Raw genomic sequence first — 23,998 nt, 5'->3', positions numbered from 1 at the left:
AATAAAACGACCATCAGATACAAAATTACCGCCTTTGTTACATGTTGAATTATTTACCTGTGAGGATTTATCAGCATTTATTACCAAAACCCGCGCTTTAGCCGATAATTTACCCGAGAGTGAAAAAAACCTAATTCTGATTGCAAAAGGTGCAAGATTGATACAAGCATCAAAAACGGATGGAAACTTAACTTCAGGATTAGGGATAAAGTTTACCAGTGATAAAGATAGTTATTACGTTAAAATTAACTTGGAATATACTTTAAATTCATGGGAATACTATTCTGAAAATAATCTAAAATCACAAACTATCTTTAATAATAACCCGAAAAAAATTGCTGACAAGCAGTCGGATGAGAAGAAAGAAATCATTCTAAATCACTACCATAAACAACAGTTAGAAAATAGATATAATAAAACTTATCCGCAGTTAACCATGTCCGATATTCCGGATAAGGTTGAACTTGTTGAAGTTGATCACAATAGTTCATCTGTCAAAATACGTTTTTGTGTGAATACTAAACATTATTGGATAGCGTCAAAAGATGTCTCTCACTTATTTGGACAAGATGGGACACTCAATACCGCAATTTCTTATTGGAATAATTTTCCGCTATCACTTGATAATTTACCACCTGCAACTAAAGATAACACGGTACATTTTCCACGAACGGTATCATTAACTTCATCAGATGATAAAAATTTAATTATTATAGAAGACGAAAGCACGGATTCAATTTGGGTAAAAGTCACCGCAGGAAATGAAGAGCGTTGGTCAATAACAGGTTGGGTAAACACCAAAAAAGATGCTCAAGAGCACGTTAAACGAATCAGTCCCTGGCATTGGCAAGGATTTGAGACAGTAATCGAAAAAGCTTCTGTGGGAGAATTTTATACTAAAATAAACGATAACCGAGCAGGAACATTGGACATTAAAGAATATACTGATTCAATGAAAGCTTTGCATAAAATCTTAATTGAGTCACTGTTATATTCTGTTCAGCGAAAAAAAGGGCTACCACCTTTTACTGTTGAATTTCTGAAAGACGGCTTACGCAACAGTTGGATAGCCGAAATGATAGGTCACTTAATAATAAAATATGAGAGTGAATGGCACGCAGACGAAGCGCTAACCAAATGGAACGAAATAGATAGTTTATTTGAGAAAGAAACACAGAAACAGAAAAAATTAATTGAAAAATGGTTAGATGACAATAATATAACGATGCCTTTTAAGCGAAACTCAGCGTTAAACAGTGTCGATGAAGCACACGAGGAAACCAAAATACATTGGCAACTAGAAAAAGAGCAACGCATTAAACCATCCCTTTGGTGGCAAAAAGTGGCACAAAACCAACAACAAGCCCAACCAACAAACAACCAAACACCCGCACTAAGCAATCTTTCTGCTGATGGCAAAGCATGGTTTATTCATCCAGTCTCAGTGATGGGTAGATTTATAAGCCCAGGTATAGTGACATATCATATTTACCACGATGGAAAAATTGAAAAACATATACCACAGGAAATATCGAAAGGTTACGAGCAAAAATATAAATATGTTTATCATGATGAAAAGAATAATGAACATGAAATATGTATTTGTGATTGGCATACTATTAAAAAGAAGATCTTATCTTCAAAAGCAGGAGGAACTTATTCATATCCAAATCATGGTACCGTATCAGAGTCTAAAACAAATGTTAATGACGGATATATGGTTGCTAGAGCTAAATACACCAATGGTGATATTCATGAATGGGTAGTTAAAGAAAAAGGAGTTAGCATCTATCAGCGGCTTACAATGGCTAATGGAGATATTGCAGAATATGGGATTCACGATACAGCAAATAATGGAAAACCAGGAAACATTTGGAAATTATATACTCAACAACAAGAGGAAGCTCAATTAATAAAAATTCCTGAAATTATAAATTATGAAAATGATGATGTGACTATTAAATGTGAACTAACAGAAACCTATCGAAAATATACTAATCCTGACATTATGGCGGGTTTTATAGGCGCACTAGCTGAGATTAAGGAAAATATTCTAGTCACAGGTAGTGCTTACGAGCAAGGTTCTTGTTTTCCTAGTGCTTTACATATTAATGGTCAAAGTATTGATACTAAATATATTCGAAAAGTTAATAATTTATCAAACTGGAATAAAGACAGAGCATTTGTACAAGCTCTGTATAAATTTCATTTTACTATATTTAGAATTGGTACATTAATGTATGAATCAGATTTTGAAGACCTTAAGGGTACAAAGGATGGTTTAGGTTTACATAATTCTCATTTACATTCAGAAAAGTTTGACTTTGCTTCAATAAAAGAAATTACTTATTGAATTGATAAAAATATAACTATCTATGGATGTAAAAGTCGATAAATTAAATTGTGGAAAATTATGAAAATAAAAATTTTGCTAAATTTAGTCTTGTTTTTTATTTTATCAATAAATATTGTCTATGCAACCGAACCACCCGAAACATGGTATTTTTATAAAGTTTCCAAAAATACTGTTTTGGGCGGAGAGCCAACTTTTGAAAGAGAGCGATTAATATATAGATATTGGCAAACGAAACTAACAATAAGCGACAAAGAGGTAGTAATCGATAAAGCTTGCACTATTCCAGAGGGCGCAACGAACGAAATCGTTACACCATTATCGTATTGGAAGTCGCCAGAGCAAGTAGATAAGTACCAGAAAATTTTTTCAGAAGAAAAAATCCCACTCGAAAACCAAATTCACATAATAAAAAATGACTTAAATGATAAAGGTTCGCCCTGCTCTAAACAGGATCTTACCGCCTTAATAAAAATAGGAAATTTTATGGTATTTATGACCGAACCAGGATATATAATTATTTTTTCAAAAAATTTAGAAAAAGACAGATTATCATCAGCCACATATAGAGGATTAGATCAACCATTAAATTTGTTAGGTCACCCAATGTTAATTGATAAAAAAAATGTTAATAAAATGAATAAAGAGTGTAATTTTCCTGGTGATGGTACTTATGAGTATGATAGTTATAACAAATGTCCACTAACAGAATTACATATATATTTTGCTCGTGTAATAAACAAATTACAAGCTGAAAAAGAATATAGTTTTGAGAATAATAAAGATAAATTCTATTTTACTAAAAATCAAATAAAAGAATTTGAATACGAAATATATTTGAATATTGAAAAAAATAATAAACTAATAGACCGTTTACCCATCTATAAGGAAAATATTTTAGAATCAGCTTTTTTTGAACAATATTACTATATCGATAAAGAATTCAAAAATGTTTGGTTATTGAATTATTATGGGGATGATTCAATTCACCATGTTACAGAATGGAGGCATTATAAAATTGATAATACAGGACATTTTAAATTATTAGAATCTAGATCGTACTAATATAAAAATACGAAATTTTATAATGGTTAGTAGTGTTTTTATTAAATCATATTTTAGCCAGTAAGTTAGGTGATTACAGAGAAAAAGTTGGAATTTTTACACGCAACTTTTTCAAAAATAAGGAAAGGATTAACGGTTAACAGATGAAATACTCACATTATCTAGTACCATTTTGTTTACTATTTAGCACTTACTGTTACAGTCAGCACTATCAAATAGAAGACAAGTATCGTGGCGACCCATTGTTCAGAAAAATCGATATGAATAAATTAGATAAAGATTGTACTTATCCTGAAAATTATAGACAATTGAGCGAATCAGAACAAGAAAAAATCGATAAACTTTGCCCTATTAGAAAATTTAATCTCAAATTTGATTTAAAAAAGTTATATAAATTTATTTATAAAGAACCGGTAATTATCTATAACGGACATAATTTTCAACTGACATTAAGTATGTCAGAAAATTATAATATCGAATCTGATGGTACTATTTATGAAGGTGATATATTCCTATCAATAGTTAAAGATAATATTGTAAAAGATAGGATTTATTTGGCTAATAATTATATTAATCTTTCTGATTTTGCAGCTGCTTACCAGCATTATTTTATAACCCCAGAGGGAGAGATAAATACATTATATTTGATCGAGGTAGAAGAAGGTGTTTCACCAATGTTTTGGAAACACTATAAAATTGATAATCAAAAAATGAAATTTGTACTTCAAGATATGTTAGTCAATGTTACAGATGGAATACAATATCAAATCATTTATCCAAATCAGTTTAATGTTATTTCGAATCAACCGACCATAAAAATCGATATCAAAGAACTTAAATCATGTGAAGATGAGTATGACAAAGAAGAATATCATAGTTGCTATATAGATGTTTATAACCATTACAATAGTAGATTAAAACAAAAAATCAGTTTACTAAATAAAAAGAACAATACAATAAAAAAATCTTATTTAAAATTACAGCAAAAAATGGCTTCAAGTTGTTTAGAATTACCACCTCCAGTTTCTGGTGATAGGGAAAATACCGATTCTTATTTATCTAAAGTTATGTTTTGTTTGATCCAAAATTATAAACAAGAAATAACCAATATTGAAAAACAACTCGCTCACTAGCCAGAAAGTTGGATTTAAAAGAATAAAAATAATAAAAAATTGTCGTCAACTAATGAGTTAAAAAGAGAATAGGCATAAATGAAACTTAATATACCTAATCGATGATTATGATGAAAGAATCATTATAAAATTAAAAAAAATTTTTTTAAAACTATTGTGGTGCTATTTTAATTAATAAACAGTGTCAATGTAACCGACCACCCGAGACATGGTATTCACTCCCTAGCCAGTAAGTTGGATTTGAAAGAATAAAAAATAATTAAAAATTAAAATATTAAAGAGGGAAAGTTGTTATTAATTCAAGTCCAATAAAATTCTATTAATTGTTTTATCTGTAGTTCTAAAAAGCACATTTTTGGTAATTGTGCTGTCAGTTATTTTTGTCAAAAAGTTTCAGGTTATGGGTATATTTGAGTAAAATGAAATTTCTAGATATAAACTTTAATAAAATTCAGTGAAAAATTATTCAATAAAAATTCTGCAAAATCCAAAATCTATTGGTCTTTTTTGATTATGTTTAAGTAATAAATTTTTAATGATATTTTATTTTTTTATAATATAAGCATGTTATTTATATGGATATGATCATGACCATCATTTACATGTTTGTGGTTTTGATTTTAAATTGATCATAAAAAAACAAGATTGATTTGAATTTTTTGAAATTAATTTATTATTTTTTAATTTCAGGAGATAAAATGAAAAATAGAAAATTCAATTTTAAAGTTTAGAGGAAATAACATAATGAAATTATTCAGAAAATATTTAATTATTTTTTTTATAAGTTATTTATCTGTAAATTATGCATTTTCAACAAATGTAACAAGTGAATTAAATTACTATAAAAAAATAAACTTACCTTATTCCTCTAATGAATTAAAAAAATACTATTATTGGGGAGAATATGGGTTGTATTTGTCTCCTGATATGCCGTTTCCTCTCAGGTTCACTAATAAAGAATTTTCATATAAACCTAAATTATTTGATTATCTCGCTAAAACGACATTTTATTTTCCTCATTGTTATTTTTATTATAAAAATATTTTATATAAAGGCGTTATACAGATGGCGACAGGTGAAAATGATGGTAAAGTTTTTACTTTTCAATTATATAGTTATGATAATCAAGGGGAGGTTATTGATGCAATATTACTTTATAAAGTTGAGGGTGGTGAAATATCATACTGGAATAACTTTATTATAAATCCAAATGGAAAAATTTTGATAACTCAATATCAGCAAGAAAACCTTTTTGAGGACGATGAGGAGCCAAAAAATAATCAAATCGATACCAAAACTGTAGAATTTCAAATGACTCCTTCTGGTATTTTTAATTCAATAAAGGAGTAGTTTATGAAAAAATCAATATATATAGCGGTGATAATGAATTTGCTTATTTTTAATAGCTATGCTGAGCAATTTAATGTGGCGGATGATTATAAAGGTAAATCTAATATTCCTTCAATGGATATAATTCAATTAGAAAAAGATTGCCGTAAAACAATTGATTTTTGGCAGATGACAAATTCTGAACGAGAAAGGATAAGAGAAAATTGTCCAATTAATCAAATTGCTTTCTATTTTGAAAATTTATATGAAACAATTAACAATAAAAAAAATATTTATAGTTCTGAGAAACTAGATCTTATTATTGAGAAAACTACCTCTGCCAAAATAATTAACAATATAAAATACCCCATTAAAGCGCTCAATTTATCCATTTTTAATAAAACAAATTTTATAGATAAAATTACTTTAGCGAAGAGTTATTATGATGTGGAAGGTTATTATTGGTTAATCAATCAATATTATTATATTAGTGATAGCGGGGATATTTATACATTATCAGTCAAGGATATAGATGGTAATGTGGAGCCTATATTTTGGAAACACTATCAAATAGACAAAGAAAATTTTCATTTTAATCTTATAGACCTGTTGATCGATGAAAGATATAAATATGAAATCATTTATCCAGATCATTTTAGAATTCTTGAGGGCTCATTAGAAGAATCAAATTATGAAATTGATAAATTAAAAACATGCTATCAAAAAGAATATTCGACAAGTTGTAGTATTGATTCGTATCGTTTTTACCATAATCTTTTGTCTCAAAAAATTGAGACGTTAAAAGAAAAAAATATAAACAATAAACAATCAATAGAAACCATCGATAAGCAAATTAATAAAATGTGTTTATCAATACCTGATCCGTATGATCATTTTGAAGCAGAGAGTTTTACCTTTAGCATTACTAAATGTTTAACTGAGCAATTGAATAAAAGGATTGAAAAAATAGATCAAATGTTAGAGGGCCGATGATCTGAGTTTTATAAATACATGTAGTTAATAATTAGTTGCAAGATTTAAATAAAAAAATTATTAATGATTTGTGTACTAAAAAAATTAACTGAAATGAATTATGGATTTTTACAATTGAATTCTTTTTTATTTTAACAATAGATCATGTTTATATTTGTAAAGAAGATAAGTTGTTTAACAATTATGCTTGAAATCACTATTGGCATGGACTAAACCATTAAAAATTACTAACAAATGCATTATTTTACGTAATATGAAATGATGTAACTGAACTCAATTAGTTAACTCAACTAAAAAATAAAAGAAAGAGATATAGTTCAGATTATCTGTCTATTATTAAATAATTTATATCATTAAGGTTTTATTAACTTTATAATTAATAAAGTATATCTATTTTAGGATTAAGCAAATGAAATTTTTCAAAATGGAAATAATAAAATTTATTAATAATAAATTATTTGTTGGATTATGTTTATTGATTATACTCACACCAACTGCGTTTTCTAAGCCCGTAAGCTATTCATTACCATTTGGATGGTCAAAAATAAAAGATATGTCTGATATTAAAACTATAAATCAAAAATGTTATTTTGATTATTCGCTTGATTATACAGATTTAGATATTGAAAATTCTACAAAAAACTGTCCTTTAACATCTTCTGATTCTACTTCTGACTCAGATACACCTGAAAATATAGAAAAAGAAGACTCTGTGTCAGAGAAAAAAATATATCTTTATCAATCAGATCAATTTTCTCTTTTTCTAGAAGAATTTTCCCTTAATTTAAAAGGAGAACCTATTTCAGATCCTACTAGTTATGATGCTTATAATAAAATTTCAGGATATATTTTATTTCTGGAGAAAGACAATCAAATCGTTGATCATTTAACTGTTAGCTCGTTCGAAATAGGCGATAGTGGTTTTACATATGAACTGGATTTCTATATTGATAAAAAATTTAATATTTGGCTTTTAACTCATGGTGTTAGCGATTTGGGTGAGGGGATAGGTTTATGGGGGCATTATAAAATAAATCTCCAAAAAATCAAATTTGAAGCAATAAAGATTAAAACAGAAGTTGAACAAATAAATTTTCCCGATAAGTTGATTGTATTACCCAATCGATATTTTGATAAAAACTCAGTTCAACCCTGTTCAGAAGGATATGATTGTAACGATCAATATTCTTATATCTATTACCTTAATGAAGTAAAAAAGAGCACAGCATTACTTGTCAAAAAATCCAAAGCCCCGAAAAACACTTTCACATTATTTAAGAAAAAGTTAGATCAAACATGTATAACAATGCCTAGATTTGATTATAAGAAAGAATACGAACTTTCATATTTTAATGATCTTTATTCATGTGAGATAAACGGGCTTAAACAAGAACTGATTCGTATTGAAAAAGAATTAGGTAAATAAAAAAATATATACATATTCACAATAATAACAATAAATTATTTATTATTATTAAATAATTTGATTGCGAAATATATTTAAATATTGAAAAAACATCAGAATTTGGGTAGGAAGATATTTATCGAGTTTTTCCTAACCCAAAAGAGATGCGTATCTCATAAAATTAGAATATTCCCGATAAGTTAAAAAATATGATTGAAAAGACTTACTCATTATCAAGTAAGTATGATTTAAAAACAATTGATGATTTTTATAGGAATTAAAAATGTTAAAAATATTAAATAAATTGGTTTTAATATTTTTGTGTTTCTCATTAGGGGTGAATGCTGATGATCAAAAAACTAGTTATAATATACTTAATAATTCAAATTTAGTTCAATGGCAATTAGTTTTGATTGATTATTCATCTGATTCCTCACCTGATTTTGAACATAGAGACATTCTTTATAAAAGTTTAAATAATGTAGTAATTAAAAGTAATTATCATAGTACTTCATTTAATAATGATTCTTTTGATATCAAGGAAATAATGGATGAATTACCTCAAGATATTCATAATTTATTACTAAAAGAATTAAAACACTTTAACTTAAATAGTTTTCAACAAGATAAGAAATGTTTTTCTTTTATAAAATCACCAACACAATACGATTTAAATCAATATTTAGTTTTTATTTCAGATTACCTTTTTTTATTTTCCAATGATGGTTTTGTTTTAACGTTCAAAAATGAGGAAAAAATTCGTAACTATTTAGCCAGTCAATACGATAAATTAAAAAGCGTTAAACTACCACTCACTAATCGCTTTTGGCCGCTTGAATCCAAAGATGAGTTTTCTCCTTTTTCTGATGAATTAGTTTATTTTTTTAAGGGAAGCATTGATGATTCTGATGCTCAAAGTTTAAAATTACAGAAATATAACGATATAAATTTACTATTGTTATCTTCATATACTATTGCTGGCGCTCCTCAATTATCAATAGTGAGTCTTGATAACAGTTTTAAATTCATTGATAGATTAGAGTTAAGCCAAGAATACGAATTAGAAGATGGTGTCTCATGGATTAAATATAATATTGATAAAAACTATTTCATTACACTTAATGAGGTTGAATATAGGCACAATAAATCACCCAAATCAGTAAGTAAAACTTTCTATAAAATTAGTGATAAAGGAAAGTTCATTAAAGTAAATAAATAGTTAAGTAATAATGAATGATAGAATTAGTTTAGATTTTATTCTAAATATCAATAGTATTTATTAATTTTATTAATTTTATTAATTTTTCTGATTATATGGTTGCTTTTTAACATATATTTTATATCACCAAAAAGTATGATCCTCGCCAAACAAGTAGAAAGATGTCACTTTATGATATAACTAAATAATTAGAGAAAACACATCACGATTAAAAAGTTTAGCACTGATTTTAAACGTTTATTGTTGCAATGCGGATTAAGGTAAAGTATAAGTCGAAAAAGAAATTGTTGGGAAAACATCGTAGTAGAAAGTTTTTCATTTGCTGAGATCCATTTTTTCATGATAGTAACTACAAAATAACGGTATTAGCTAATAAATTACTATTTGAATATATTGAAATCTATTATCATTCCATTAGTTGTTATTTAGCCAATGGCTGGATATAGCCGCAGCAATAAAAAAATAGTCGTACCTAAACAACAAGATAGAGGTAAGCACTGTCTAATAGCTTGTTGTAACCACCATTTGCAATTATTCTTTATATGCAGTAGGCTTTTAATAACGAAATGGTATAGACTCCTGAATATTTTTTACGGAATAAATTATAACATACTAATATAATTATATTTTTATATTTATTTAAATCTAATCATTCAAAATTATCTAAATTCTATTCATTATCTTAGTAATACTTTTAAAAAGTATTTTTTACCGTTGTGCTGTCAGTTATTTTGTCAAAAAGTTTCAGGTTATGGGTATGTTTGAGTAAAATGAAATTTGTAGATATAAAATCTTAAATAATCCTCAATACAAAATCCAAGATCTGTTAATCCTTTTTTGATCATGTTTAGACCAAATTTTAATTATATTTTGTTGGCAAAATTGAATATCGGCAGTTAACTCAAAATCACAAGATTGCGTGATTTATTGCAGTGAAAGTTAGCAAATCTATCTAAAAATAACTTGGTAACTGCTATTTATGAAAAAAGATAATAGGGGATAAGTATGTTTTATAAATGACGGTTTATTGGCTAAGAGAATTGTTTTATAAATTTAGTCATCTTAAAAATCAGGGTAAATTTTTGATATTTTTTGTTATGTGATTACAACGTATCAGCTTAAATACACTTTTTTATTAGGCAAAATGTTTTAAGCTAACCTGATTATCATTACGATTGTCTTGTTTATCGATAACGATAATATTTTTTATCAACATTTTTGGATTCATCTGTTCATTTTGTCTTTTATTTTCTCCTTTTTCTTTAATAGCACAATATGTATCTATTTTATTTATTTTAGCGGTTATAAAATAATCAATTGCAATTTTGGGTGATCTTCTAATTTTTTATATAGGAAAAAAGACTATGAACAGCAACGAAACAACGGCGTTTATTGAAAAACTACAATCCATTGTGGGCAAGAAACATACATTAACCGATCCTGCACGTACCTTATTTTACCGTCAAGGTGCTCGTTTTGGTAAAGGCGATGCGTTGGCGGTGGTTTTGCCCGGTACGCTTGTTGAGCAGTGGCATGTATTAAAAGCGTGTGTGGAAGCTGATGTCATAGTGATCACTCAATCTGCAAATACTGGATTAACAGGGGGATCAACACCAGACGGTAATGATTATGATCGCCCAATTGTAATTGTTAGTACTCGTCGTTTGGATGGCATTAATGTTATCGAAAATGGCGAGCAGGTGGTTTGTTTACCTGGTAGTACGTTGTTTCGTTTAGAAAAAGAGTTGAAAAAATATAAGCGTGGTCCGCATTCGGTCATTGGTTCCTCTTGTATTGGGGCGTCGGTGATGGGGGGAGTATGCAATAACTCAGGAGGCGCACTGATTCAGCACGGGCCTGCTTATACACAAATGGCGGTATTTGCTCAGCTTGATGCACAAGGTAAGTTGCAATTGGTAAATCATTTAGGAATTGAATTAGGTAATGATCCCGATACCATTTTGCAAAATCTTCAAAATCATAATTATTCCGATAAAGATATTCAGCGAGATGCTGGTTTGGGGCATGATCATGATTATTGCGATCATGTGCGTCAAATCGATGCTGATACACCAGCAAGGTATAACGCTGATCCGGCTCGTCACTATGAAGCATCAGGCAGCGCTGGGCGGTTGATGGTATTTGCTGTTCGGTTAGATACGTTTCCTTTAGAAGAAAATACGGCGGTATTTTATATAGGAACGAATAATACCAATGAATTGGATGATATTCGCCGTCATATTTTAGGACAATTTAAAAATTTGCCCGTATCGGGAGAGTATATTCATCGAGATGCCTTTGATATAGCGGCAGTATATGGTAAACATCTGTTTTTGGCGATTCAAAAGCTGGGCACTGATACCATACCAAAGATGTATGCATTAAAGAATTTTGTCGATCGAATAATGAGTAAAATTCCTTGTTTTTCTGGTAGCTTTTCCGATAAATTCGCAGTAACGGTATGTAAATTATGGCCAAATCATTTGCCAAAATCTCTGCGTGATTATCGTGATCGTTATGCGCATCACTTGATTTTAAAAATGTCAGATGAAGGTATTGCCGAAGCTGAAGCATTTTTGAAATCTTACTTTGATAATAGTTCAACCGCTGAAAAACGTGATGGCAGTTATTTCCGTTGTAATAATAAAGAAGCGGAGGCTGCAATGTTGCACCGTTTTGCCGTTGCTGGCGCAGCTACAGTGTATCGTAATGTACATACCAAAACGGTTGAGGATTTAGTGGCGTTGGATATTGCTTTACGACGCAATGATAAAGATTGGTTCGAAACGTTACCTGAAAGTATTAGTCAGCATTTCATCTATAAATTGTATTATGGCCATTTTTTCTGTTCTGTATTCCATCAAGATTATATTGCTAAAAAAGGTACTGATTGCAATAAAGTGGAAGAGGAGATGTTAGCTATACTTGATCAGCGTGGAGCACAATATCCAGCAGAGCATAATGTTGGGCATTTGTATCATGCTAATGAGGATTTGAAAAAATTCTATCATGCGCTAGATCCAACTAATAGCTTTAATCCAGGAATAGGTAAAACATCTAAGAAGAAATATTGGCAGTGATAATCGGGCAGATTTTATCTGCCTTAACATTCCCATTATTGGGAAATACTATAGTGATAACGAGTCTAATAAAAATGTTACCCAATGTTTAGCATTGGGTATGTATCATTTATTAATTCAATATAGTTTTAAAGCATTTTCTTTAATTGATATAACACTTCAAGCGCTTGTTTTGGTGATAAAGCATCAGGATCAATCTGTTTGAGAGTCTCTTCAACTTCTGATGGTTCGCTTATGGTCTCAAAGCTCAGTTGTGATTGGTCAACGTGACTATTTGCTGCTTGTTTTGAAATGATTTCAAGCTCTTTTAGCTTTTGTTTGGCACGTTTTAATACCTGTTTGGGTACACCTGCTAATCCTGCCACCGCAATACCAAAACTTTTACTGGCAGCGCCTTCAGATGCTTCGTGGATAAAGGCCACCGTGTTGTCATGTTCTATGGCATCAAAATGAATGTTATAAACACCTTGCATATGCTCAGGTAATTGCGTTAATTCAAAATAATGGGTAGCAAAGAGCGTCATCGCTTTGATTTGGTTTGCTAAGTTTTCAGCGCATGCCCAAGCTAAAGATAGCCCGTCATAAGTTGAAGTACCGCGTCCAATTTCGTCCATTAGCACTAGACTTTGTTCAGTGGCATTATGCATAATATTAGCCGTTTCAGTCATTTCGACCATGAAAGTTGAACGGCCTGATGCTAAATCATCCGATGCACCGATTCGAGTAAATATGCGATCAACCGGTCCAATGGTTGCTTGCGATGCAGGTACAAAACTACCAATATAGGTGAGTAAAACAATTAAGGCTGCTTGGCGCATATAAGTACTTTTCCCCCCCATATTTGGCCCAGTAATAATTAACAACCGTCTGTCAGGCGATAATTGCAGGGAATTGGCGATAAATGGGGTTTGTAATACTTGTTCAATCACCACGTGTCGACCATCTTTTATATTAATTCCCGCTTTATCTGCAAGCATTGGTTGCTGATAGTTTAATGTTAACGCCCGTTCAGCAAGATTAGTGAGTACATCAAGTTCAGCGATAGCATCGGCACTCAGTTGCATATCGGCAAGCTGTGGCATAAGTAAATCAAATAATTCATCATACAACTGTTTTTCAAGTGCTAAAGCACGACCTTTTGAGGTGAGGACTTTATCTTCATACTCTTTAAGCTCTGGAATGATGTAGCGCTCAACATTTTTAAGCGTTTGGCGTCGTGTGTAGTGAATAGGCGCTAAATGGCTTTGTCCTCGACTAATTTGAATATAGTAACCATGTACAGCATTAAACCCTACTTTGAGTGTGTCTATACCTAAGGTTTCACGTTCTCTTATTTCTAATTGTTCTAGATAATTTGTGGCACCATCTGCAAGATTACGCAGTTCGTCAAGTTCGGCATTGTAACCAGCGGCAATAACACCACCATCACGAATTATTACCGGAGGCGCTTCAACAATTGCTCGCGTTAAAATATCTGCAATGTGATCAAATTGGTTGATTTTAGCTCGCAAGCCAACTAAAGCTGGCGCACTCAGTTGGTTTAGTAATTGCTGCATTTGAGGCAGTAAGTTATATGCATCACGCAAACGGGCAAAATCACGTGGGCGAGCGGTACGCAATGCCAGCCTAGCTAAAATTCGTTCAAGATCGCCAATCAGTTTTAATAATGGTTGAATATCATCAATATGATTTTGTAACTCACTGATTGCCTGCTGACGGTTTTGTAATAAGGTTATGTTACGAATAGGGGCATGGAGCCAGCGTTTCAGCATACGGCTACCCATTGGGGTTTGGGTTTTATCTAAAATTTCAGCAACCGTATTTTGTGTACCTCCAGATAAATTTTCGGTGATTTCAAGGTTGCGCCGCGTTGCCGCATCAAGTACCACAAAATCGAAAGCTGATTGTTTGATGATTGAACGAATATGCGGTAGGGCGGTGCGCTGTGTATCTTTCACATATTGCAGTAAACAGCCAGCTGCGCTAAGTGCATAACTGCAATCTTCCACCCCAAATCCGACTAAATCATTAGTACCAAATTGTAAATTAAGCTGCTGTTTGGCGGTTTCAAGATCAAAATCCCAAATTGGGCGACGTCTTAAACCGTTGCGTTGTTCAATCAAAGTCATTGATTGAAAATCTTCCGGATAAAGCAGTTCGACCGGATTGGTGCGCTGCAATTCAGCCTGCATTGACTCGTAACTTTCCGTTTCAAAAATAAAAAATCGTCCAGAACTAATATCGAGTGTGGCATAACCATAATGGTTTTTTGATTGCCAAATTGATGCTAATAAATTATCTTTCCGATCTTCTAATAATAATTCATCACTGACGGTACCGGGTGTGACAATACGGACAATTTTTCGCTCGACGGGGCCTTTAGTTGTCGCAGGATCGCCGATTTGTTCACATATCGCAACCGATTCACCAAGGGAAATTAATTTAGCTAAATAGCTTTCAACCGCATGATAAGGCACGCCAGCCATAGGAATCGGTTCACCATTAGAAGCACCACGTTTAGTTAACGAAATATCTAAAAGCTGTGAGGCTCGCTTGGCATCATCATAAAACATCTCATAAAAATCCCCCATACGATAAAACAATAAGATATCGGGATTTTCAGCTTTTAACTTTAGATACTGTCGCATCATTGGAGTGTGGTTGTCAAAATTGTCTTCGTTTATCATGGCGGTATTTCTTTTTTATTTAAAGTTCAGGCGATTACTGTATTACACTATCTAACTTTCAACAAAATCTAAGATTTTGCTATTTTATGGTCGGTGACGGCAATAACGTTTAATTTGTGATATACCAAAAGGTATAATCAATAAAGTTTATGCAATTTAATTGTATATTAAATCATAGATAATAAGCGGTTATTATAACCTATTATTTAGATGGTTTGTATAAATTCAAAATAGGTGGTAATAAGTTGATATTCTTGGTTGCCTTGTGCTTGCAATAGTCAGTTATATTACCGAAAGTTATATTACAAAAGTTATAGTGACTAGGTCATTTTTTATCAGTTTAAAACTTCTGTTTTAGCAATTGTACTCAACAATCTTAATTTGAACTTTTTAAGTTGCATAATCAAATCGACATAAGGGTTTATCTGCTGATATAAAAAAACAAGCGTCAATGTAGGTCGTTATGTTGTATAAACGTCAATACGAATTGCGCATTGTGAGATTTAAACTTTGAAAGTATTTTGAAAATCCTTACACATAATCTTACCTTATTTATTTCAAATTTATCTTTACCATTGAAAGTGAAAGATTAATCATTTAAACATAATTTTAAGCAATAATAATTACATAGATTAATAAAGTGCATAATTTATGCAATATAGATAAACGATGATCATGTAATTAAGTCAGCTGTTACTATGGTTTTAATTTTAGGTACTATTTTTTACTTATTTATTTTGTTAGGTCGAATGTTTTGAATAAGTAAATGATTTTATTGCTAATCATCTTATTTAAGTAATTTTCCGTTAAAACTATTTAATGAATTCATGTCTAAATTGATCGAATGATCTTGAATAAACCGTTAAAATTTGATAGCTTACAGCAAAGATTTTTTACATTTAAAAACACAAAAAAGAAGGTAATTGTTATGACAATCAAAGTAGGTATTAATGGTTTCGGCCGTATTGGTCGTATTGTTTTCCGTGCTGCTCAAAAACGTTCAGACATCGAAATCGTTGCTATCAATGATTTATTAGATGTTGAATATATGGCTTATATGCTTAAATATGACTCAACTCACGGTCGTTTCGACGGTACTGTTGAAGTTAAAGATGGCAAATTAGTCGTTAACGGTAAAACTATCCGCGTTACTGCTGAAAGAGATCCTGCAAACTTAAAATGGAACGAAGTAGGTGTTGATGTTGTTGCTGAAGCAACAGGTCTTTTCTTAGATGATGCAACTGCTCGTAAACACATCCAAGCTGGTGCTAAGAAAGTTGTTTTAACTGGTCCTTCTAAAGATAGCACTCCTATGTTCGTAATGGGTGTTAATGATAAAGACTACGCTGGTCAAGATATCGTTTCTAACGCTTCATGTACTACTAACTGTTTAGCGCCTTTAGCTAAAGTTATCAATGATAACTTTGGTATCGTTGAAGGTTTAATGACTACTGTTCACGCTACAACAGCTACTCAAAAAACTGTTGATGGTCCATCTCACAAAGATTGGCGTGGTGGTCGTGGTGCTGCTCAAAACATCATCCCATCTTCAACTGGTGCTGCTAAAGCTGTAGGTAAAGTTATCCCTGAATTAAACGGTAAATTAACTGGTATGGCTTTCCGTGTTCCTACTCCAGACGTTTCTGTAGTGGATTTAACTGCGCGTTTAGCTAAACCAGCTAAATACGAAGATATCTGTAAAGCTATCAAAGCAGCTTCTGAAGGCCCAATGAAAGGTGTTCTTGGTTATACTGAAGATGCAGTTGTTTCAACTGACTTCTTAGGTGAAGTTTGTACTTCTGTATTTGATGCGAAAGCAGGTATCCAAATCAGCGATACTTTCGTGAAACTTGTTGCTTGGTATGACAACGAAGTAGGTTATTCTAACAAAGTATTAGATTTAATCGCTGTAGTTTCTAAATAATAGAAGCAATTCTTACTTATTTCAATAAGCGGCCTTTGGGTCGCTTTTTTATTGCAAGATTGTTATCAATTTATAAATGCACAATTTAAAAATGCAATAAAAAGCCCATTTGGTTAAATGGGCTTTTGCATTCAAACTAATAAAGAAATTAGTTGGTTAAATAACAACAACTTCAGCTGCTGCTGGTCCACGAGGGCTATCTTGGATAGCAAATTCGACTTGTTGACCTTCAGCTAAAGTTTTAAATCCGTCGCCGGAAATAGCTGAGAAGTGAACAAATACGTCCTTACTTCCATCGGTAGGGGTTATAAAACCGAAACCTTTACTCTCGTTAAACCATTTTACTTGGCCAGTTTTCTTATTCATTTACTAGACATCCTAACAATAATTAATAATTTGCCTTTAAGGCACGAATAGACCTTCACTTAGTATTATTAATTCAACTCAAAACTAAAAATATGATTAACGTTACATAAAAAAAGTTAATCGTTTTCATAATAAAATACTGCGTTATAAGTCTGCTACTATTACCGCATAAATTATAATCGAAAGCAAGGTTTTAATGACAATTTTTTCATCTTAGAGTGCCGTTTTATATAAATTTTTGTTTAAAATAAATTTAATTTGATATAAAACAATTAAAACATGACAAAAAAATTATGTATATTTCGAAAGTCAAAGTTTACTCAAAAAAAAAGAGTCACTAAACATTTTTTAGCGACTCTTTTTTTAACGTTTACTTAATATAAGTTTTGTAAATTTTTTAGTTAAGTCTATTTTTTGTTAGCTCTTTCGAAAGATTCGATAATTTCTTTACGAGCTGCATCTGCGTTTTCCCATCCATCAACTTTAACCCATTTACCTTTTTCGAGTGCTTTGTATTGTTCGAAAAAGTGTTTGATTTGGGATTTTAGTAATTCTGGTAAATCCTCAACATCTTTAATATGGTCATATTCTTTTGAAAGTTTAGTATGTGGTACTGCAACTAATTTAGCATCTTCACCCGCTTCGTCGGTCATTTTTAATACGCCAACTGGGCGACAACGAATAACTGAACCTGGTTGTAATGGGTATGGAGTTGGGACTAATACATCAACAGGATCACCATCAAGGGATAATGTGTTATTGATATAGCCATAGTTACAAGGATAAAACATAGCTGTTGCCATAAAGCGGTCAACAAATACTGCGCCAGTATCTTTATCTACTTCATATTTGATTGGATCTGCATTGGCAGGAATTTCAATCACAACATAAATATCATCGGGTAATTCTTTACCAGCTGGTACATTTAAAAGTCCCATTTTTGTATCCTCTATCTAGATTAATAATAGTTTAGTTCATCAGTAATGAGCGTACATTATAAAACTTATTCTGTATCGCTCAATTCTTTTAAATATTGAAAAATTTGTCTTGCTGTTTTAGGTGGCTTATTGGATTGCAACTCTTTTTTGGCTAAACGAGCTAAAGTACGCAGTTGTTGCCTGTCAGCATTTGGGTATAAACCAATAATGGTTTCTGCATCACCCGTTTCAATAAGTTCATCGCGCAATTTTTCTAATTTATGAAATATTGCTACTTGTTGATTATGGCGATTTTTAAGTTTGTTTAGAGCAAGGGTTATCGGTTCGATATCACGACTACGAAGCAACTTGCCAATATATTGAATTTGTCTTCTATAACCTTCTTTTTTGATTTTTTGCGCTAATTCGATAGCGTAAAGTAAATCTTCATCAAGAGGAATTTTAACAATTTCATTTTTGCTTAGATTAACTAGCTCAATTCCGAGTTTTTTAAGTTCTTCAGCATCTCTTTTGATTTCGCTCTTACTGACGTAAATGATCTCATCTTCGATCTCGTCGACAGCTAAATTTGGCTCTTTGATTGTCTCTTGATTTTGATTCATATGATTTCTTTTGTTAACTAAAATGCAATTCTGGCTTATTATAACGTATCACTAGCAGAATTGTAGAAAATAATAAAATGAGTATAGAACAAATCAAGAAAGACGCTTTAACCCAAAAAGAAAATTTATCCGCTATCGTCGCTCATGCTATTGAGCAAGCTAAACCAAGAGTTGATTCGGTTGAAGTTTCAATTAATCAATCCACGGGTATAAGTATCAGCACTCGTATGGGTGAAACTGAAAACGTAGAGTTTAATAGCGATGGTGCATTAGGCATTACGGTTTATCAAAACCAACGTAAGGGGAGCGCATCAACGAATGATTTATCCCCACAGGCGATTGCCCAAACCATTGATATGGCCATCAACATTATGCAATATACTTCACCCGATCCTTATTCTGGTTTAGGTGATGTGGATTTGATGGCATTTGATGCACCTGATTTAGATCTGTTCTATCCAAGTGATTTGAATGTCGATAAAGCCATCGAGCAAGCCAGACGAGCAGAAGAAGCTGCTTTAGCTTATCCCGAGATAATTAATAGTGATGGCAGTTATTTTGGAAGCCGTTATGGTATTTATATGTATGGGAATAGCTTGGGTATGTTGAATGGTTACTGTGCAAGTTCTCATTCACTATCTTGTTCAGTTATCGCAAAACAAGATGAGCAAATGGAGCGCAATTATGCTTTCACTTCATCACGGGACATTGGCGATCTAAAATCACCCCTATGGGTCGGTCAACAAGCTGCCGAAAAAACGATTGCCCATTTAGGGGCGAGACAAATTGAGACCATGCAAGTACCTGTTTTGTTTAGTGCGGATGTAGCAGTCGGATTAATTAGACATTTAGTGAGTGCGATAAGTGGTGGTGCAATTTATCGTAAATCTTCGTTTTTGTTAGATAGTGTGGGTAAAACAATATTCCCATCTTGGTTAACTATTCTGGAAGATCCCTTCATTTTAAAAGGAATTGGTTCTTCACCATTTGATAGTGAAGGAACAAAAACCGTTAAACGTAATATTATTGAGCAGGGTATTTTACAAACTTATTTATTGAGTAATTACTCAGCCAGAAAATTAGGTCTAAAATCAACAGGACATGCTGGGGGTATACATAATTGGTTAGTCTCATCAAGTCAAACAGATGCAGACTTTAATGCAATGTTAGCCAAATTAGATAAAGGTGTGGTTGTAACCTCTTTAATGGGGGATGGTGTTAATAATGTCACGGGAGATTATTCACGTGGAGCAACTGGATTTTGGGTGGAAAATGGTCAAATCCAGTATCCAATCAATGAATTTACGGTTGCTGGTAATCTCAAAGATATGTATCAAAATATCGTGGCGATAGGGAATGATCTTGAAACAAGAAGTAATATTCAATGCGGATCAATTTTAATTGAAAACATAAGTATAGCTGGAAGATAATAAAACATGCAAAAAGTGGAAAACAAAGGGATATTACAAAAAATAGCATTGTGGATGCCAGGATTAATCAGTTTATTGCATTATAGACGGGAATATTTTAATTCTGATATAAAAGCAGGTTTATCGGTCGCAGCTGTTTCGTTACCGGTATCGATTGCCTATGCTGAACTAACAGGTGTAGGTGCTATAGCTGGATTATATTCAACCATTTTACCCCTTATTGTTTATGCACTTTTTGGCTCTTCCAAACAACTTATTGTTGGTCCAGATACCGCAACCTGTGCGGTAGTTGCAGCCGTTGTTTTTCCTTTGGCGGCAAATGATCCCATCTTACGTTGGCAATTGGTTATATTGTTAACCATTATGATTGGAATATGGTGTATTATTGCCGGTAAGCTGCATTTAGGTGCGCTAGCTGATTTGCTCAGTCAACCGATTCTAATTGGCCTACTTAACGGGATTTCAATCACCATTATCATTGATCAGTTGGCTAAAACACTAGGTTTTTCCTATGACTTTTCATACTTAATTGAACGAGTCGTGTATTTACCTTTTAAAATCTCTGAAATCCATATCTTAACCGCATTGGTTTCATTTTTTACTTTACTCATACTCGTTGCTTTGAAAAGATTAAGACCTCGCTATCCAGCTCCGCTTTTTGCTGTAGTGATAATGACCTTTTTTTCATGGTTATTTAATTTTGAATCGCACAGTATACGTATCATTGGTCAAGTTAGTAGTGAATTTATACCAGCTGAATCCTGGATTGGCTTTGATAAATCAAAAATGCGAGATTTAGTGGTTCCATCATTGAATATAGCGGTTATCTGTTTTGTTAGTATGATGATAACGGTTCGTAGCTTTGCTTCTAAGAATAATTATGAAACAAACGCAGATGTAGAATTTAGAGCCTTAGGTATGGCTAATATCGTAGCAGGATTATCACAAGGATTTGTGGTCAGTGGCACTTCATCGCGTACTGCGGTCAATGATGCCAATGGTGGTAAAACTCAGCTCGTTTCAATTATTGCTGCGATATTAATTGGTTTAGTGGTTCTGTTTTTCCTATCGCCTTTACAATACATTCCCACTTGTGTATTGGGGGTGATTTTAATTTACTCTTCACTTTCCCTTATTAATTTCCAAACTATATTTCGTTTTTTCAAGTTTGATCGTGATGCGTTTTACTTAAGTTTAATCACGTTTATCTCGGTATTATTGATTGGCATTATCCCGGGTATGGCGCTTGCGGTTTTGCTAGGACTCTTTCTGTTTTTACGCCGTGTTTTCCGACCGAAAGATCAACTTTTAGGGATGGATGATAGTGGTCGTATTCACTCTTTAGGTAAAGAGGTTAAACCACTAAAAAGTACAATTATTTATCGATTTAATTCTCCACTGACTTATTTCAATATTGCATATTTCAAGCGAAAAATTATAAGTTATATTGACGAATCAGAAGAGCCAATAAATTACGTGATTGTCGATGCGATTCCTTGTTTTACTTACAAAGATGTCAGCGTTTTACTCGGTGTTGAAGAATTAGTTAAATCTTTAAAAGTACGAAATGTTATTTTGATCCTATCTGGTCGGCGAAAAACACTCAAAAATTGGTTTAAACAGATGAATATACAGCTTGATGAAGAGTATATTGAATTTGCTTATGATCTCTATTTTTCAGTCAGGTTAGTGCAAAGTAAAGAGCATATAAACAATGACGAAGACGATGTGAATAGCATAGAACATATAGACAATAATGATGATGATGAAGATGTAAATAGCAAAGATATTGATAATTGATCATTACGTGGTTTATGGGGTATTTTATGAATAAAAAAATAATTAAGATCGAAATGCTCAGTACTGGTGATGAGGTTTTATATGGGCAAATAATTGATACCAACGCGGCTTGGTTGTCTGAATTGCTTTTTCAGGAAGGCATCTTAATGACTTCCAGACACACGGTTGGCGATGATTTAACTCAACTTATTTGCACACTTAAACAACATAGTTTAGATAATGATATTATTATTGTAAACGGTGGTTTAGGACCAACAAGTGATGATTTAAGTGCACAGGCAGCAGCTTTAGCCAATCACGAATCCCTTATATTGCATCAAGAGTGGGTGGATAAAATTGAGCAATATTTTTCAAGCCGTGGTAAAACGATGTCGCCAAGTAATATAAAGCAGGCGATGTTACCCCAAAGTGCTACTTTAATTGATAATCCTATGGGAACAGCATGTGGCTTTAAAATGCAGATTAATCAGTGCCTTTTATATTTTACTCCTGGTGTCCCGAGCGAATTCAAAGAAATGGTTAAAACCTCAATTTTGCCTGAAATTAAATTAAGCTTTCCAACATTAGAAAAGAAGTTATGTTATCGACTGATGACCATGGGACAAACAGAAAGTGATTTAGCAACGAAAATTGATAACAAACTAAATATACCAACTGATATTGTGGTTGGATATCGAGCTGCAATGCCAATGATTGAACTGAAATTAGCGGGGCCAGAGCAACAAAGAAATAAGATGGATGAGTTATGGCAACAAATTAAATCAATTGTGGCTAACAATTTCCTGTATGAAGGTGTTTTAACTCAACATGGCGATCTTGGCTTAGCAATGCTTGTTTCCAGAATTTTACTCGAAAAAAATCAAACCATCGCAGTTATTGAACAACAATCAGCAGGCGTTATTGCTCAGCAATTATTTGAGTGTGAAGCACCTCTGGTTAAATCGGAAATCGTTCCATTGTTTCCTAAGGATTCTAAAGACTATTTTTTAGATACATTAACTAAAAATAGGGCTGATATCGTACTTGGGCTAGTTAATTTTAGAGAAAGGAATACGGAATTTACCTTGATCATAGCTACGCCACAGCAGTTTTTAAAATTTAATTTGAGATACACAGGTCGACAACAGAATCGCCACATCACTCAAAAAATTCTTTGTGCAATTGCTTTAGATGCATTACGCCGCTATCTTGAAAACATGCCAATTATTGGAACGAATGTTTGGTTAGATTTGATTGAATAACGATTGATAGTTTTTTGTAAAAAAGTCAGCTAGTTTGGGTTTAAAAATAATATTAATATGGACAATTTGCTACAAAATTAAGTACAATAATAGATCTTTCAAATAAAGCAATTTAGTAAAACAAATTAGAGGTAAAAATGGCTCGTGTAACTGTTCAAGATGCAGTAGAAAAAATTGGTAATCGCTTTGATCTCGTTTTAGTTGCAGCAAGACGTGCTCGTCAATTACAAATTGAAAATAAATCGCCATTAATTCCAGAAGAAAACGACAAGGAAACCGTTGTTGCGTTACGTGAAATTGAAGATGGTCTTGTCAACAAACAAATTCTTGATACTGCTGATTTCCAAGCTCGTCAAGATGAAGAAGCCGAAGTTCGTTCTGCACTTCATGAATCGATTCTTCTTGATAATACTCCCTCGTACGAATAAATTCT

At 32.2% G+C, this 23,998-nt stretch carries 16 protein-coding genes and 1 pseudogene; 13 read left to right on the top strand and 4 right to left on the bottom strand.

Features of this window, described 5'->3' with window-relative positions:
- From H3T96_RS09090 to dld, 8 genes and pseudogenes are all read left to right on the top strand, one after another.
- Positions 1–2,353: pseudogene (locus tag H3T96_RS09090) on the top strand (hypothetical protein); the annotation flags it as partial.
- 60 nt (positions 2,354–2,413) lie between these two features.
- A complete protein-coding gene (locus H3T96_RS09085) occupies positions 2,414–3,418 on the top strand; it encodes a hypothetical protein (protein WP_144092328.1) in 1,005 nt (334 codons plus the stop codon).
- A 260-nt stretch (positions 3,419–3,678) separates the two neighbouring features.
- A complete protein-coding gene (locus H3T96_RS09080) occupies positions 3,679–4,551 on the top strand; it encodes a hypothetical protein (protein WP_144092327.1) in 873 nt (290 codons plus the stop codon).
- Positions 4,552–5,295: 744 nt separating this feature from the next.
- The gene (locus tag H3T96_RS09075) at positions 5,296–5,901 is read left to right on the top strand and encodes a hypothetical protein (RefSeq protein WP_186279259.1); all 606 of its coding nucleotides are present in this window, start codon (positions 5,296–5,298) and stop codon (positions 5,899–5,901) included.
- A gap of 3 nt (positions 5,902–5,904) precedes the next feature.
- On the top strand, positions 5,905–6,873 hold the full coding sequence (locus H3T96_RS09070; protein ID WP_144092323.1) for a hypothetical protein: 969 nt from the start codon (positions 5,905–5,907) through the stop codon (positions 6,871–6,873).
- A 409-nt stretch (positions 6,874–7,282) separates the two neighbouring features.
- Positions 7,283–8,299: a hypothetical protein gene (locus H3T96_RS09065; RefSeq protein WP_144092322.1), complete on the top strand. Its 1,017-nt coding sequence runs from the start codon at positions 7,283–7,285 to the stop codon at positions 8,297–8,299.
- A 262-nt stretch (positions 8,300–8,561) separates the two neighbouring features.
- Positions 8,562–9,497 carry a hypothetical protein gene (locus H3T96_RS09060; RefSeq protein WP_144092320.1) on the top strand — a complete coding sequence of 312 codons (936 nt, stop codon included), beginning with the start codon at positions 8,562–8,564 and terminating at the stop codon, positions 9,495–9,497.
- Between the two features lie 1,364 nt (positions 9,498–10,861).
- Positions 10,862–12,577, top strand: coding sequence for a D-lactate dehydrogenase (gene dld / locus H3T96_RS09055; protein WP_144092318.1), 1,716 nt, complete (start codon positions 10,862–10,864; stop codon positions 12,575–12,577).
- A gap of 128 nt (positions 12,578–12,705) precedes the next feature.
- On the opposite strand, the gene mutS is transcribed toward dld, so the two are convergent.
- Positions 12,706–15,264 (bottom strand): DNA mismatch repair protein MutS, encoded by a 2,559-nt coding sequence (gene mutS / locus H3T96_RS09050; protein WP_144092316.1) that lies wholly within the window; start codon positions 15,262–15,264, stop codon positions 12,706–12,708.
- A 928-nt stretch (positions 15,265–16,192) separates the two neighbouring features.
- Here mutS and gapA point away from each other — a divergent pair.
- Complete coding sequence (gapA, locus tag H3T96_RS09045; RefSeq protein WP_025315031.1) at positions 16,193–17,188, top strand: glyceraldehyde-3-phosphate dehydrogenase; 996 nt, start codon at positions 16,193–16,195, stop codon at positions 17,186–17,188.
- Between the two features lie 156 nt (positions 17,189–17,344).
- On the opposite strand, the gene H3T96_RS09040 is transcribed toward gapA, so the two are convergent.
- The 3 genes from H3T96_RS09040 to yjgA form a co-directional block, all read right to left on the bottom strand.
- Positions 17,345–17,554, bottom strand: a complete 210-nt coding sequence (locus H3T96_RS09040; protein WP_065619463.1) for a cold shock domain-containing protein — start codon at positions 17,552–17,554, stop codon at positions 17,345–17,347.
- Positions 17,555–17,961: 407 nt separating this feature from the next.
- Positions 17,962–18,492, bottom strand: a complete 531-nt coding sequence (ppa, locus tag H3T96_RS09035) for an inorganic diphosphatase (RefSeq protein ID WP_025315033.1) — start codon at positions 18,490–18,492, stop codon at positions 17,962–17,964.
- Positions 18,493–18,557: 65 nt separating this feature from the next.
- A complete protein-coding gene (yjgA, locus tag H3T96_RS09030) occupies positions 18,558–19,094 on the bottom strand; it encodes a ribosome biogenesis factor YjgA (protein ID WP_065737435.1) in 537 nt (178 codons plus the stop codon).
- A gap of 77 nt (positions 19,095–19,171) precedes the next feature.
- On the opposite strand from yjgA, the gene pmbA reads away from it, so the two are divergent.
- From pmbA to rpoZ, 4 genes are all read left to right on the top strand, one after another.
- The gene (pmbA, locus tag H3T96_RS09025) at positions 19,172–20,524 is read left to right on the top strand and encodes a metalloprotease PmbA (protein WP_144092314.1); all 1,353 of its coding nucleotides are present in this window, start codon (positions 19,172–19,174) and stop codon (positions 20,522–20,524) included.
- A gap of 6 nt (positions 20,525–20,530) precedes the next feature.
- Complete coding sequence (locus H3T96_RS09020) at positions 20,531–22,324, top strand: SulP family inorganic anion transporter (protein WP_198248636.1); 1,794 nt, start codon at positions 20,531–20,533, stop codon at positions 22,322–22,324.
- Positions 22,325–22,350: 26 nt separating this feature from the next.
- On the top strand, positions 22,351–23,565 hold the full coding sequence (locus tag H3T96_RS09015) for a CinA family nicotinamide mononucleotide deamidase-related protein (protein WP_186279258.1): 1,215 nt from the start codon (positions 22,351–22,353) through the stop codon (positions 23,563–23,565).
- Between the two features lie 137 nt (positions 23,566–23,702).
- Entirely contained in the window at positions 23,703–23,993 is a 291-nt protein-coding gene (gene rpoZ, locus H3T96_RS09010; protein ID WP_025315037.1) for a DNA-directed RNA polymerase subunit omega, read from the top strand.
- Positions 23,994–23,998 lie beyond the last annotated feature (5 nt).

This window comes from Gilliamella sp. W8136, assembly GCF_016101285.1.
GTDB classification, from domain to species: Bacteria; Pseudomonadota; Gammaproteobacteria; order Enterobacterales; family Orbaceae; genus Gilliamella; species Gilliamella apicola_N.
This window is presented reverse-complemented; position numbering and strand designations above follow the sequence as displayed.